Consider the following 13838-nt stretch of genomic DNA (forward strand, 5'->3'; position numbering starts at 1 on the left):
TGTGCCGACGTTTTCCCGGACCGCCCCGGTGCGGCGGGTCGTGCAGCGGATGGCGGCCGTGGTCGCCGCCGGGGTCCTGCTCGGCGTGTCCGGCGGCGTCGGCGCGGGGATCGTCGCGCCGCAGGCGGCCCACGCCGACTCGGTGCGGGAGCGGGAGTGGTGGATCAGCTCGCTGAAGCTGACCCAGGCGCAGAAGGTCTCGCAGGGCGACGGGGTCGTCGTCGCCGTCATCGACTCCGGGGTCGAGGCCGGCCACCCCGACCTCAACGGCGCCGTCCTGCCCGGGACCGGCATGCTCGGCAGCACCAGCGAGAAGGGCTGGGACGACCCGAACGGTCACGGCACGCTCATCGCGGGCATCATCGCGGCGCGGGGCGGCAACAGCAACATGCAGATGCTCGGCATCGCGCCCAAGGCGAAGATCCTTCCGGTCGCGCTGCCGGTGCCCTTCACGGGCAGCATCAACGAGCCCATCCGGTATGCGGTCGACCACGGCGCGAAAATCATCAACATGTCCTTCGGCGGCAAGGGCGCACAGCTGAAGGCCGACGAGGACGCCATCGCCTACGCCCGCTCCAAGGGCGCCATCCTCGTCGCCGCCGGCGGCAACTCGACCCAGGGCGACGACCACGTGCCGCACCCAGGCAGCTACCCGGGCGTCATCACGGTCAACGGCACCGACCGCGACGGCAACCTGTGGAGCGGCGCGCTGCAGGACGACACCATGGAGATCGCGGCGCCGGCCCAGGACATCATCAGCACCCTCCCGAAGAAGGTCGCCCCGTCCGGCTACGGCACCGGCTCCGGCACGAGCAGCGCCACCGCCATGGTCTCCGGCGCGCTCGCCCTGATCTGGTCGAAGTACCCGAAGCTCGACGCGGCCAACGTCGTCAACCGCCTCTTCAAGACCGCCGTCGACAAGGGCCCCGCAGGCCGCGACGACCGGTTCGGCTTCGGTCTCATCGACCCTCTTGCCGCGCTTTCGGCCGATGTACCGGCAGTGACCGCCGACCCCCTCGGCCCCATCTCCGCCGGCACGGCGAGCGCGGCCCCGGGCGCCACCGGCGGCTCCGGCGACATCGACGACGGCCCCGGCACCCCGGCGACCCGAGCGGCCATCGTGGCCGGCGTGGCCCTCGTCGGCCTCACCATCCTCGTCCTCGCCATCGTCCTGCCCCTCCGCGCCATGAACCGCCGCCGCGAACGCACCGCCGCCGCAGCCCGCGGCTACCCCCCACCCGGCGCCACGGGCCCCTTCGGCCCACCCGGTCCACCTGGCGCTCCGGGCCAGTTCGGTGCGCGGGGCCCGTCCGGTCCCCCCGGCGCCCCTGGGCAGTTCGGCCGGCCCGGTCACCCGCCGCAGACGTATCCACCGACCGGATCCATCACCGGCCAGTACCCAGGCGGACCCGTGACAGGCCAGCACCCGCCCGCCGGCTACCAGACCGGCCCCGTGACCCCGGCCGGCTACCAAACCGAGGCGATCACAGGTCACCAGCCACCAGCCGGTCAAACCCACGACCCGAACCGCCCGCCCACCGCACAGTTCCCCGCCCCCGGCGACCAGTCGAACGGCACCACCGAGTTCCCGACAACCGGCCACCCCCCACAGCCACCCCGCCCACCCCGCTGGGAACCACCGCAAGACCAACGCTGACTTGCCGCCCCCGGCGGGTGAGATCCCAACGGATCCACCCGCCGCCCACGTTCGGGCGTGACACCTATGCTCCGCTCGTGAGCACCCACCACTCGATCGTCGTCGCCAGGTCCACGACCCCGTTGCCGCTGCTGCCGGAGGTTTGTAGCGCGTTCGGCACGGGCTGCTTCAATCTCGTGCTGTTCGGGGACGGTTGGCAGATGGCCGAGATGACCGTCTGGCCCCACCAGTGGCCCACCGTCGGGGCCGGTCCAGGGCCGATCGCCGCCGCGACCGGTGCGCCGGTCCTGGCCGCCTGGATCTCCGACACCGCCTGTGCGCAGATGGCGGCCGATGTCCCCGGCGGCCCTTCGTGGACCGCGCATCTGGTCGACGAAGGGCGGCAGGACTGCGGCTTCGACCACGAGATCTTCAACACCCTGCGGTCGCCCGGCCCCGAGCAGCCGCCGGCCGATCACCACCGGCTCGCCGTCGATCTGGCCGCGTGGTCCGCGGCGGCGGGCCGTACCACCACGGCGGAACGTATCGAGGCGGTGCTCCGTAACGAGAACATGCTGCTGGAGCACCGGTACCGCGCGATGGTCGACGAGTTGGGTCTCGGCGCCGGTGTCGCGTTCGAACGCTCGTCCCGGACCGATGACCGCATTCGCACGGCGTGGTCGGAGGGGTTCGCCGCCAGTTGCGAGTTCCCGACGCCGTGGAACCGGCGGTCGAAGGCGTCACCGCGCTCCACCGCACTGGTCGCGTTCCTGGAACTGCACGACGCGGCCGAGTTCGATCCGGCCATCACCGAGGCCGACCTCGTCACGCATGCCGAGAAGGCGCTCGCTTCGGGCTAGCGACGTGGTGGTACGGCCTCCACACCACCAACGACCACACGCGTGGCCGATACCCGGCTGACCGCAGACCCTGCGCAGGCCGACAAGACAACGGTGCACCGGGCGGCCGACAACGCCAAGTTTGCAGGTGGGTGGGGCGGCGATCGTGGCCTGGGCGGCGGCCGGGTCTCGTGCCGATGTCTGAAGACCAACGCGGGCACGGGAATGCTGCTTGAGTGGGTGGCACGTCGATCGCGGCCGGACGTAGCTCATGCCCTCACGCGGGGTCGGGCGACCCGGACCTGTACCAGCGGACATGAACCGACGGGCGTGTGGGTGGCGACGGGTCGTACGGGCGCCGCACGAACGGTGGCGAGGGGGTCGTGGGTGTCCGTTGGGGGAGGGTCAGCGGCCGCCGCTGGAGGAGGTTGGCATGCTCAGGGAGCGGGAGGCGTTGGCCAGGCCGCGGGAGGATTGGGTGCGGTGGACGGTCGGGGGGCGGACGTTCATCGGGCCGATCGTCGGCTCGAACCGGTCCTGTCCGGCGCGGCGGGGCTCCTGGTGACCGGCCGCTGCCGCGGGGGCGCCGTGGAGCCTGCGGCGGGCGCGTTGCACGAGCAGGCCGGACCAGATCAGCGCGGTCGTGACCACCGCGGCGAACGCGACCCAGATCGCCGGCAGCGACGACTCCGCGGCCGACCGGGCGCTCTCGGGGCCGAGGCCGGCGCCGCCCTGACGGGTGGTCTCGGGTGGGGCGGCGCCGTCGAGGAGGGCGGCGACGGCACGGTACGGGTTCACGGTGCCGAACCCGACCTGCGGGTCGCGGCCGCCGGGCGGCTGGTCGGCGGTGGCGGTGATCCGGTCCGCGATCTGCTGCGGCGTCATCTCGGGGTAGTAGGCGCGCAGGAGGGCCGCGGTGCCGGCGACATACGGCGCGGCGAAGCTCGTCCCGCCGCCGGTCCGCATGCCGAACCCGCCGCCCTGCGGTGCCGGGCCTTCGATGTTCACGCCGGGCGCGGCGACGTCGACGTAGTCACCGGACGTGGACGTGGACACGTGCTTGTCCTGCTCGTCGACGCCGGCGACCGCGATCACGCCGTCATACGCCGCCGGATACGCCGGCTGGTTGGCGTTGGTGTTGGCGCCGTCGTTGCCGGCGGCGGCGACCACGATGACGTTGCGGCTCAGGGCGCGGGCGACGGACGCGGCGAGCTTCGGCGTCGGCTGCGTCACCAGCGACAGGTTGATCACGCCGGCGCCGTGGTCGACGGCGTAGTCGATGGCGTCGGCGATGGTGTTGGGCAGCTCCTGGTCGAAGCTCCTCCGGTCGTCCTCCAGGACGCGGATCGGCAGGATCTTCGAGGCGGGCGCGACACCGTAGAACCCGTTGCCGGGCAAGCGGAGCCCGGCGATGATCCCCGCCACGAACGTGCCGTGTGCGGCCTGGTCGCAGTCGCCGACCCCGCCGGGCTGCACGTAGTCCTTGCCGGGCAGGACCTGGTCCTTCAGCGACGGGTGCGTGGTCGACACGCCGGAGTCGATGACGGCGACGATGACCCCCTCACCCTTCGTCATCGGCCAGGCCAGCTCGGGGTGCAGGCGCTTGAGGGGCCATGGGGTCTCGGTGAGCTTGTTGGGGAACGTCGCCCCGCACGCCGACGGCGCCGCGACGGCCATCTGGGGCGCCGCGAACGGGACCGGGGTCACGACCAGCGCACAGGTCGCGAGCAGCCCGGCGACCGCCCGAACGCCGATCCGTCGAAGTTGCCGCACGTGCCACAGGTTAGCGGTTCCCCGCCGCCCGATGCTGCCCTGGCCGGTGTGCCCTGTGGACAACGGGGTGCTTGTGGACGACGCGTCACAGGGAAGGGTCGATGTGGACCTTCGGGGCGGCGCCCCACGCGGCCGGCCGGGCGGGGGACAGGGCGGCCGCCGCCTCCGACAGGCCGATCGTCGCCGCGACCAGGGGGCGCGGGTCGACGGCCCCGGAGGCGTACAGCTCGACGGTGCCGGCCAGCCCGCCGGACGCGCTGAGCACGCCGACCGCGGTCACGTCCTTCAACGCGAGGGTCCGCGAGTCGAGCAGGCTCGGTGTGCCGGACAGCCCGATGTACACGACCCGGCCGCCCGGCTCCACGAGGTCGAGCGCGGCCGCCGGCGACGTCGCCGCGTTGGAGGCGTCGACGACCGCGTCCCAGCGCAGCGCCGGCAGCGTGGCGGCGGTCCACACCGCGCCGCAGCCGAGCCCGCGGGCGAACTCGACCGACGCGGCCGTCACGCCCAGCAGGTGCACCTCGACGCCCTGCGCGGCGGCGATCTGCGCGACGAGCAGCCCGATGGTGCCGGGCCCGAGGACGAGCAGCCGCTCACCGGCCCGGACGCCGGCGCCGCGGACCGCGCGCAGGGCGTTGCCGCCGGGCTCGACGAGCGCGCCGAGCGCCGGCCCGACCTGCGGCGGCAGCGCCTGCAGCGCCCGGGCCGGGACGAGGAGCCGCTCGGCGAGGGCACCGGGCCACCCGTGGCGGATGCCGATCTCGTGCCTGTGCGCGCAGAGATGCTGGCGCCCGCTCGTACACCTGAAGCAGCCGCCACAACCGAGCATGGTGTCTCCCGTGACACGCCGGCCGACCCAGCCCGCGTCGACGCCGGGGCCGGCCTCGCGGACCACGCCGGACCACTCGTGCCCGATCCGGATGGGGTATTCGGCCTGGCCGTCGTGCAGGTACGACATCTCGCCGGTGAAGAACTCGACGTCGGTGCCGCACACGCCGGCGCGCTCCACGTCGACGACGACCTGTCCCGCCCCGGCGACCGGTTCCGGGACGTCCTGGACCTCGGCCCGGCCGGGCCCGATGATGACGAATGCGCGCACGTTCCCCATCTTCCGCCGAAGCAGGTGCCATGACACGACTGCGCAGCGCCGACTGGTACGCCGGCGACGACCGCAACGCGTACATCCACCGCGCCTGGATGCGGCGCGGCCTGCCGGCCGACGCGCTCGACGGCAGCCGGCCCCAGATCGCGATCGCCAATACCGCCTCCGACCTGACGCCGTGCAACCGTCACCTCGACGAGGTCGCCGAGCACGTCGCCCGCGGCGTCTGGGAGGCCGGCGGCGTCCCGCACAACCTGCCCGTCGTCTCCCTCGGCGAGACCCAGGTCCGCCCGACCGCGATGCTGTGGCGCAACATGGCGGCGATGGCGATCGAGGAGATGCTGCGCGCCAACCCCATCGACGGCGTGGTCCTGCTCGGCGGCTGCGACAAGACGATCCCGGCGCTGCTCATGGCGGCCGCGTCGGTCGACCTGCCGGCCCTGGTCGTCCCCGGCGGCCCGATGCTCACCGGCACCTTCCGGGGCACGCCGCTCGGCTGCGGCACCGATGTCTGGCGGCTGTCGGAGGAGGTACGGGCGGGGACGCTCACCTCGCAAGGCTTCCTGGACTCCGAGTCGTCGATGATCCGCAGCCGCGGGCACTGCAACACGATGGGGACCGCGTCGACCATGGGCCTGCTCGCCGAGGCGCTCGGCATGACGCTGCCCGGCACCGCCGGCATCCCCGCCGCCGACAGCCGCCTGCTCGCCCGCGCGCACGCGTCGGGGCGGCTCGCCGTCGACCTCGTGCACGCCGAGCGCCGCCCGTCGACCGTCATGACCGCCGAGTCCTTCCACAACGCGATCGTCACGCTCGCGGCGACGGGCGGGTCCACCAACGCCGTGGTGCATCTGCTCGCGATCGCCGGTCGTCTGGGTGTACCGCTGTGCCTCGACGACTTCGACCGCATCGGCGCCGGCGTGCCGCTGCTGGTGGACCTGCAGCCGGCGGGGCGGTTCCTCATGGAGGACCTCCATCGGGCCGGCGGCCTCGCCGCGGTCCTGTCCGAGGTGCTGGACCTGCTGTCGCCCGCTGCGCTCTCCGTCACCGGCGCGCCGTTCGTGTCGTCGCTGGAGGGCGCGTCCATCTGGGACAACTCGGTCATCCGGCCGCGAGTGGATCCTGTACTGCCTGCCGCCGGGATCGCTGTGCTGCGCGGCAACCTGGCCCCCGCCGGCGCGATCATCAAGCCCGCCGCCGCGACGCCCGCCCTGCTCCAGCACCGCGGCCCGGCGCTCGTCTTCGACTCCATCGAGGACTTCCACGCCCGCATCGACGACCCGCTGCTGGACGTGGATGCGTCGACTGTTCTTGTACTGCGTGGCTGCGGCCCGAAGGGCTACCCGGGCATGCCGGAGGTGTCCAACATGCCGCTGCCCGAGAAGCTCCTGCGCGCCGGCGTCCGCGACATGGTCCGCATCTGCGACGGCCGGATGAGCGGCACCGCGTACGGCACCGTCGTCCTCCACGTCGCCCCCGAGGCCGCGGCCGGCGGCCCCCTCAACCGCATCCGCACCGGCGACATGATCGTCCTGGACGTCCCCGGCCGCACACTCACCGTCGACGTGCCCCAGGCCGAGCTCGACGCCCGCCCGCCGTCCCAGGCGCTCCTCGACGCCCTGGCTCGCCCCACTCGCGGCTGGGAACGCCTCTACGTCGACACCGTCCTCGGCGCGGACACGGGCGCCGACTGCTCGTTCCTGCTCGGCTCCTCCGGCCCCCAGGTCAGCCGCGATTCCCACTGACCCGGGCCCGGCGGCGCTGGCACGTTTCCGTGATTCGGCGAGGTCAGCGGCTCCGTAATGTTTGGTGCATCGCAAGGAACACTTCGCGAACCACCGACATACATAAAGGGATTTGAGATGAGCGAGTACGGCGAGATCGAGACCGGCGAGCAGCACGAGGCGTTGGACCAGCTGCACCAGGTCGACGCGAGTGAGAGCAGCTACGACTCGCAGTTCGGGGTGTACGAGCAGGACCACGCGGCGGCTGAGTCGACGTCGTTCGATCAGGGTCACCAGGTGTCGTACACGGACCCGAGCGGTGCGCGGTACGAGGAGTCGGACTTCACCTCCTACGACCACTCGTCGGCCGAGACGGACCACGTGTTCGCCGCCGAGGGTTCGGAGTCGGCGTCCTCGAGCGAGTTCCACCAGCTCGAAGCGCTGCGTGCCCAGCTGGACTCGGCGTTCGCCCAGGCGACCGTGGTCCAGGACGGCCCGGCCGGGATCGCCGCCTCCTGAACGACAGCAACAACAGATGCGTGAATCCCAGCAGCGGTGCCGGTCAGCCTGAGACATGGCGGGCCGGCACTGACTCGTTCCTGGCCAGCCATGCAGGACGAACTCACCTCAGGCCGAACTCACCCGGCGTACGGGATCCGCACCGTCGACTGGTTGCCGTTGGCGGCGGACACGTCGATCCGGACCGTGGTCGCAGCATTCCAGACCTCCATGCGGACACACCCGTTGCTCATCAACCGAGGCTGCCGGAGGAGAACGCCCTGCAGGTCGCTGGGGTGAAACACCTGCGCGAGGAGGCCCACCGCCTGCGTGTACATCTCCGTCCCCGCCACCGGTCGGTGACGAAGCACTGGTACATCTCCACGGATCCCCTGCACATCTCCACGAGTCCCCGGCCCGCCGCGAGACGCATGCTGGCCCGGCACCGCGCGAGCGTTCCCCGGCGTGACGATCGGCTTCGGTCAGTGCGCTCGGATGGCTCGTCGCGAGGTGCATGTTGGCCCGGCACCGTGTGAGCATGCCCGGCGTGACGACCGGCTTCGGTCGTCGCGCTCGGATGCGGTGAGGCGCCGGGGCGGATCGTCGGTCGTCACCTGGTGGTGCTGGAGCGGCGGTGGAGCGGGAGCTTGGAGCCCGCGGTCGCGAGGTGCATGTTGGTCCGGCACCGCGTGAGTGTTCCCGGGGTAACGATCGGCTTCGGTCAGTGCGCTCGGATGGCTCGTCGCGAGGCGCATGCCGGCTGGTGCCGCGCGAACGTTCCTCGGCGTGACGAATCGCTTCGGTCGGCGCGCTCGGACGCGGTGAGGCGCCGGGGTGGGCCGTCGGTTGTCACGTGGTGGTGCTGGAGCGGCGGTGGAGCGGGAGCTTGAAGCCCGCGGTGATCAGCCAGGCGAGGGCGGTGAACCTTGCGACCGGCAGCAGGTACGTGGCGGGCTCGAGTAAGAGGCCCAGCGTGGCGAGCTCGGCGACGGCGGCGATGGCCAGGCCGGCCCAGGCGAGCCAGCGGGGCAGCAGGCCCGCGAGGAGGCCCGGGACCGCGATCCCGGCAAGCAGCAGGCCCAGCGGCACCACGTGGCCGGGGCCGCCGGTGGCGAAGGCGAGCAGCTGCAGGAGGCGGATGACCTCGGGGTCGGTGGTCGCGGCCGGCTGGGAGAGGGTCCAGCTGACGAGGCCGGAGAAGGCCATGAAGGCGGCGGCGAGCAGGCCGCCAGCGAGGGCGATGGTGGCGCCCGGGGCGCGGATGCCGAGGCGGTGCAGGCGGGCCGAGGCGGTCGCCGCGTAGATGGCGAGGGGGATGGCGGCGGCGAACTGGAGCGTGCCGCCGACGCGCACAGCGAGCTCGTGGTCCTGGAAATACGCGACGATCTGTGCCGCGTCGCCGAACGGTGACGGGAACGGGGTCCCGTCGGCCAGCATGGTGCCGAGCACCAAGCCGGCGATGAACAGGGCGGTGACGATGACGCCGAGAACGCCGAGCGGTGGGCCGCCTTGGTCAGGCCGGGAAACCGGCCCGGCGGCAGCCTGGACAGCAGGCGTGGCCATGATGTGATCCCTTCACGAGATGAATGGTTCAGTCGAGTGAATTATTCAGTACACTAGCGCTGTGACTAGTCCTGGGCAACCCCCGCAGGGTGCGGCGTTTCTCGTCGCGCAGGTCGGTGCGCACGCCGCCGGCAGGTTCGCCGAGCGTGTCGAAGCGCTGGGGCTGACGCCGCCCGAGGTCGGGCTGTTGCGCATGATCGCCGGGGCGCCGGGGCGGAGTCAGCAGTCGGTGGCGGCCGACATGGGTGTGGTGCCGAGCCGCGTGGTGGCGATCCTCGACACGCTCGACCACAAGGGGCTCGTCGAGCGGCGGCCCGGCGTGAGCGACCGACGGCATCACGCGCTGCACCTCACCGACGACGGCCGGCAGGTGCTCATGGAGATGCGACAGCTCGCCCGCGCGCACGACGAGGATCTCTGTGCCGCACTCGACCCTGACGAGCGGGCGCAACTCGCCGGGTTACTGCAGCGCATCGCCGACCAGCAGGGTCTCACTCCCGGTGTACATCCCGGCTACCGTCAGCTGAGCGCGAAGCGCAGGCGCTGACGTGAGCCAGTGCATCCACTACGGTCTACGACCATGACGGCACCACAGCGCGCTGAGTTCACGGCGGCAGGCATGGGGGCCCGGGTCATGGCGCTCGTCGGCGCCCTGGCCGCGGTGCTCGCCATGAGCATGCCGTGGGCCAGCGAGGACAACACGGGCGTCGCTGAGACCGGCGAGGTCCTGTTGATGCGCGGCGGTGTCGAGTGGACCGGCTGGGGCATCTACGGCGCGAGCCGCCTGGACGGGCACCGCCCCGTGTCGCTGACCGTGGCGATGATTCTCATCGCGGGCACGGTGGTGCTCGCGCTCGCGGCGTGGGTGGCGTTCGAGCGGACTCGCCGACGGTGGTTACCCCCGGCGACGGCCGCCGCTGCCGTGATCATGCTGGTCGTCAGCTTCCCCGGCCTGGAGGGCGTCAACGGGCGGTTCGGCACCGGCCACATCACGACGACCGAGTTCGGCATCGTCGTCTGGCGCCTCGCCGTGGCCGCGGTGGCCCTCGGCTCGACCCGTCTCGCGCTGTTACAGGAGGAGGCCGCGCAGCCGCTGCGCCACGACGCCGCCTGATACCTCGGCACCAATACCTGTTCTGCGACGGCTCCATCGCTGACGGGTGCCGCACCCCGAGCGGTGGACGACGAGCTGTGTTGGCCAGCAGGCGGGGCCGCGGCAGTGTCCGTGTTGGGGTCGGATGGCGGTGGCACCGCGGTGTCAGGATGTCGGCGGCGCTGAAGGTCCTCCCCGACGCCGCGGTCGGCGACGAACCCGAACTCGTCGCGAAGGTCGTGCTGCCGGTGGATCGGGTTTGGTGGTGCGGGTTCTTCGTGGGTGGTGCGGGCTGTGGTGGTGGTCGGCGGTAGTGGTGGTGGTCGGGGTGGAGGGCGGGTGTGGTGGTGTCGGCCCGCGGTGATGTAGGCCTGCGGTGGTGTGGGCCTGCGGTGGTGTGGGCTCGCGGTGGTGTGGGCCTGCGGTGGTGTGGGCCTGCGGTGGTGTGGGCTCGCGGTGGTGTGGGCCTGCGGTGGTGAATTGGTGCGGTGGTGTGGGGAACGGCAGGCGTGTGAACGGGCTGGATTTGTGTTGCGCTGCGGTGGCGTTGCGGTCTTGCGGGGCGGGGGCGGCGGCCGGGGTGCTGGCAATCCCGTGGTTCGGTGCTTCTGGGGTGGCGACCGCTGAAGGGTCTGGTGCCGAGCTCCGCGCCGTCGTCCTGCGCGCCGTCGTCCTGCGCCCCCGACCTGACCGGGTGAGGCCGGCTGGGGCTGAGGTATCTGAGGTGGGCGAACGCTGTCGTGTCCGGCGCTCGTGGGTTTGTCGGAGCAGGGTCGGGCGGTGTGGTGATCGAAGGATGGGGTTGGTCGTGGTGGCGGCCAGGACTGTCCTGCGATCGAGGCGGTGGTGGGAAGGGCGGTGTCGGTGCTGGGCGGCTCTTGTCGTTGTGCGCCGGTGCGGGTGAAGTTGCTGTGCGGCAGGGGCGGTGTTCGAGGCGGGTGGCGGTGGGGGTTGTCGGTGGCGTCGGTATTGAGGGCGTGGTGGGGGTTGTCGGTGGCGTTGGTATTGAGGGCGTGGTGAGGGCCGATGTTGCTGGTGGTGGTTGACGAAGCTGCGCCGGGCTGGATGTCGTCGCGGCGGTCGGTGCGGGATGTGCTGCGGTGCTGTGGTGGCGGTGGGTGTTGGGTGGGGGGTTGCTGTGGGCCGTTTTGTGAAGGTTTGGCTGGGTGGTGTCACTCTCTGTGGTTGGGTTTGCGCGGTGGGGGAGGGGTTGTCATCTGACTGGGGTGGTGGGGTGCCACTCGGTTGCTGACAACCTCGTCGCACCCGGGCGGCTACCTTAAGTGGACCAGCCGCACAGGCTGGCGGGAAGCAGTGATCCGCCGGGCGTCTTTGGTCGCCAGTTTGGTCCGGTGGGGAGCGAGTGGCGAAACCGGGCCCGTGTTCAGGTGAGTATTCGCGGGGGAACCGGTGTGCGTATTTTTGCGCCCTCATGAGCAGCAGTGAATCGCTGACGTAAAACGTGTTCCACATTCTTGCCCTCGGTGATTCGAGGGTTTCTCAAGCGTGCCGTGCTGCGGCGGGAGCGGGGGTTTTCCGTGCTGAAGAAAGCTGTGATGGGCTTCGGGGCCGCTGTTGCCGCGGTGGCGCTGGGGGCCGTGATCTACCTGGCGGCGGCGCATCAGACGCCGGCGGCGGATGCCGGTGTTGTTTCCCGGCCCGCTGGTCGGAGCGAGTTGCAGCCGCCGCCGAAACCGGAACTGCTGAAGCCGTCCGAGCGCGTCGTCGTCACCAGTAAATAGCGAAGCAAGTCGTCACCGATAAACGTACCGCCCCCAGATTAGGAGAACTGCGTGTTCCGCTCGAAGAAGCAGAAGATCGCCGCCATCGGTGCGACCGCCGCGGCTGTGCTCGTCGGTGTCGGCGCTGCCGCTTACGGTGCTGTGCCGGCCAGCAACACCGGTGTCATCACCGGGTGCCGGGACAAGAACACCAGCGCGCTGCGTGTCATCGACTACCAGGCCGGCTCGCGGTGCCGGAGCAGCGAGCAGATGGTGCAGTGGAACCAGACCGGGCCCAAGGGTGCTACCGGCGCGACGGGTGCCACCGGCGCCGTCGGCGCGACCGGCGCCACCGGCCCGAAGGGTGCTACCGGCGCGACCGGTGCCACCGGCGCGAAGGGTGCCACAGGTGCGACGGGCGCGACGGGCGCCACCGGCGCGAAGGGTGCCACAGGTGCGACGGGTGCCACAGGTGCGACGGGTGCGACGGGTGCCACCGGCGCGACTGGCGCCCAGGGGGCGGCCGGCGCGACTGGCGCACAGGGTGCCAAGGGCGAGACGGGTGCGGCCGGCGCGACCGGCGCTCAGGGCGCCAAGGGCGAAAACGGTGCTACTGGCGCCACCGGTGCCCAGGGTGCGCAGGGCGCTCAGGGCGAGAAGGGCGAGGCGGGTGCTCAGGGTGCTCAGGGCGAGAAGGGTGAGACCGGCGCGCAGGGTGCTCAGGGCGAGACTGGCGCCCAGGGAGCCCAGGGAGCCCAGGGAGCCCAGGGAGCCCAGGGAGAGAAGGGCGAGACCGGTGCCACCGGTGCCCAGGGTGCTCAGGGTGCTCAGGGTGCTCAGGGCGAGAAGGGCGAAACCGGTGCGACCGGCGCCCAGGGTGCTCAGGGTGCTCAGGGGGAGAAGGGCGAGACCGGTGCGACCGGTGCGACCGGTGCCCAGGGCGAGAAGGGCGAGACCGGCGCCCAGGGTCTCCAGGGCATCCCCGGCATCAACGGCAAGGACGGCGACCCGGGTCCCAAGGGCGAGCAGGGTGAGAAGGGCGAGACCGGCGCCGCCGGTGCGGCCGGCGCGCAGGGTGAGAAGGGCGAGCAGGGCATCCAGGGTCTTCAGGGCATCCAGGGCATGCCCGGCCTGAGCGCGTACGACCTGGCCCTCGCCAACGACCCCACCATCGGCACGGTGCAGGAGTGGCTCGCCTCGCTGGTCGGTGTGAACGGTGTCGACGGCAAGGACGCGTACCAGCTCGCGGTCGACATGAACGCGTTCACCGGCACGCCGGAGGAGTGGCTGGCCTCCCTCAAGGGCAAGGACGGCGCCGCCGGTGCCGCGGGTGCGACCGGCGCCCAGGGTGCCGCGGGTGCGGCCGGCGCGACCGGTGCCACCGGCGCCGCGGGTGCCACCGGCGCACAGGGGCCCGCGGGTGCGGCCGGCGCGAACGGCTCGGTCTGGCTGACCGGCACGGGTGCCCCGGCGGGTGCGAACGGCGCGGTCGGCGACATGTACCTCGACACCGCGACGTACAACCTCTACAAGAAGACCGCCGCGACCACCTGGACGCCGAGCGGCAACATCAAGGGCGCGGCGCCCACGGCGACGTCCTCGACGAAGCCCGGCACGCTCAACATCGGCAGCGGCACGTCGACGAACAACGTCCTGAACGTCACGTGCGACAACGCGGGCATCGCGATGGTCGGCACGTGGAGCGAGACCGGCTCGGGCAACGTGACGCAGTCCAGCAGCAAGCAGTCGACGGACGGCAAGACCTGGCAGTTCACCTTCACGCACAGCGGCAGCTCCAACTCCGTGAGCGCGCTGGTCACCTGCGTCAGCTTCGGCTGAATCGCCAAGGCTCAACCGCCAAGGCTAACCGCCAAGGCTTAACCGCCAAG

At 71.9% G+C, this 13838-nt stretch carries 12 protein-coding genes; 9 read left to right on the forward strand and 3 right to left on the reverse strand.

What is annotated here, in order from left to right; translation table 11 throughout:
* Window position 1 precedes the first annotated feature (1 nt).
* Entirely contained in the window at window positions 2–1657 is a 1656-nt protein-coding gene (locus ABZ321_RS30730) for a S8 family serine peptidase (protein ID WP_354897710.1), read from the forward strand.
* 77 nt (window positions 1658–1734) lie between these two features.
* Window positions 1735–2496 carry a hypothetical protein gene (locus tag ABZ321_RS30735; RefSeq protein WP_354897713.1) on the forward strand — a complete coding sequence of 254 codons (762 nt, stop codon included), beginning with the start codon at window positions 1735–1737 and terminating at the stop codon, window positions 2494–2496.
* Window positions 2497–2880: 384 nt separating this feature from the next.
* Here the strand turns inward: ABZ321_RS30735 and mycP are convergent, their stop codons facing one another.
* Together mycP and ABZ321_RS30745 are read right to left on the reverse strand one after the other, a co-directional pair.
* Complete coding sequence (gene mycP / locus ABZ321_RS30740) at window positions 2881–4248, reverse strand: type VII secretion-associated serine protease mycosin (RefSeq protein ID WP_354897716.1); 1368 nt, start codon at window positions 4246–4248, stop codon at window positions 2881–2883.
* Between the two features lie 85 nt (window positions 4249–4333).
* Complete coding sequence (locus ABZ321_RS30745) at window positions 4334–5347, reverse strand: alcohol dehydrogenase catalytic domain-containing protein (protein WP_354897719.1); 1014 nt, start codon at window positions 5345–5347, stop codon at window positions 4334–4336.
* A gap of 29 nt (window positions 5348–5376) precedes the next feature.
* On the opposite strand from ABZ321_RS30745, the gene ABZ321_RS30750 reads away from it, so the two are divergent.
* Window positions 5377–7095 carry a dihydroxy-acid dehydratase gene (locus ABZ321_RS30750; RefSeq protein ID WP_354897722.1) on the forward strand — a complete coding sequence of 573 codons (1719 nt, stop codon included), beginning with the start codon at window positions 5377–5379 and terminating at the stop codon, window positions 7093–7095.
* A gap of 117 nt (window positions 7096–7212) precedes the next feature.
* Window positions 7213–7593 (forward strand): hypothetical protein, encoded by a 381-nt coding sequence (locus ABZ321_RS30755; RefSeq protein ID WP_354897724.1) that lies wholly within the window; start codon window positions 7213–7215, stop codon window positions 7591–7593.
* Window positions 7594–8421: 828 nt separating this feature from the next.
* Here the strand turns inward: ABZ321_RS30755 and ABZ321_RS30760 are convergent.
* The gene (locus ABZ321_RS30760; RefSeq protein WP_354897727.1) at window positions 8422–9135 is read right to left on the reverse strand and encodes a DUF4386 domain-containing protein; all 714 of its coding nucleotides are present in this window, start codon (window positions 9133–9135) and stop codon (window positions 8422–8424) included.
* A 61-nt stretch (window positions 9136–9196) separates the two neighbouring features.
* Between ABZ321_RS30760 and ABZ321_RS30765 the strand changes: the two genes are divergently transcribed.
* The 5 genes from ABZ321_RS30765 to ABZ321_RS30785 all read left to right on the forward strand — a co-directional run bounded on the left by ABZ321_RS30765 (window position 9197) and on the right by ABZ321_RS30785 (window position 13788).
* Window positions 9197–9682: a MarR family winged helix-turn-helix transcriptional regulator gene (locus ABZ321_RS30765; protein ID WP_354897730.1), complete on the forward strand. Its 486-nt coding sequence runs from the start codon at window positions 9197–9199 to the stop codon at window positions 9680–9682.
* A 33-nt stretch (window positions 9683–9715) separates the two neighbouring features.
* Window positions 9716–10249 (forward strand): hypothetical protein, encoded by a 534-nt coding sequence (locus ABZ321_RS30770; protein ID WP_344504195.1) that lies wholly within the window; start codon window positions 9716–9718, stop codon window positions 10247–10249.
* Between the two features lie 149 nt (window positions 10250–10398).
* Window positions 10399–10542: a hypothetical protein gene (locus tag ABZ321_RS30775; RefSeq protein WP_354897733.1), complete on the forward strand. Its 144-nt coding sequence runs from the start codon at window positions 10399–10401 to the stop codon at window positions 10540–10542.
* A gap of 1170 nt (window positions 10543–11712) precedes the next feature.
* Complete coding sequence (locus tag ABZ321_RS30780; RefSeq protein WP_354897736.1) at window positions 11713–11970, forward strand: hypothetical protein; 258 nt, start codon at window positions 11713–11715, stop codon at window positions 11968–11970.
* 51 nt (window positions 11971–12021) lie between these two features.
* Entirely contained in the window at window positions 12022–13788 is a 1767-nt protein-coding gene (locus ABZ321_RS30785; protein ID WP_354897739.1) for a hypothetical protein, read from the forward strand.
* Window positions 13789–13838 lie beyond the last annotated feature (50 nt).

Origin of the sequence: Dactylosporangium sp. NPDC006015, assembly GCF_040614215.1 — a bacterium.
In the GTDB taxonomy this organism is placed as follows: Bacteria; Actinomycetota; Actinomycetes; order Mycobacteriales; family Micromonosporaceae; genus Dactylosporangium; species Dactylosporangium maewongense.

Bases quoted from the DNA above. Each gene is read 5' to 3' on its own strand.
- ABZ321_RS30760 (WP_354897727.1), bottom strand. From the start codon at position 9,135: ATGGCCACGCCTGCTGTCCAGGCTGCCGCCGGGCCGGTTTCCCGGCCT.
- ABZ321_RS30750 (WP_354897722.1), top strand. From the start codon at position 5,377: ATGACACGACTGCGCAGCGCCGACTGGTACGCCGGCGACGACCGCAAC.
- ABZ321_RS30770 (WP_344504195.1), top strand. From the start codon at position 9,716: ATGACGGCACCACAGCGCGCTGAGTTCACGGCGGCAGGCATGGGGGCC.
- ABZ321_RS30755 (WP_354897724.1), top strand. From the start codon at position 7,213: ATGAGCGAGTACGGCGAGATCGAGACCGGCGAGCAGCACGAGGCGTTG.
- ABZ321_RS30775 (WP_354897733.1), top strand. From the start codon at position 10,399: ATGTCGGCGGCGCTGAAGGTCCTCCCCGACGCCGCGGTCGGCGACGAA.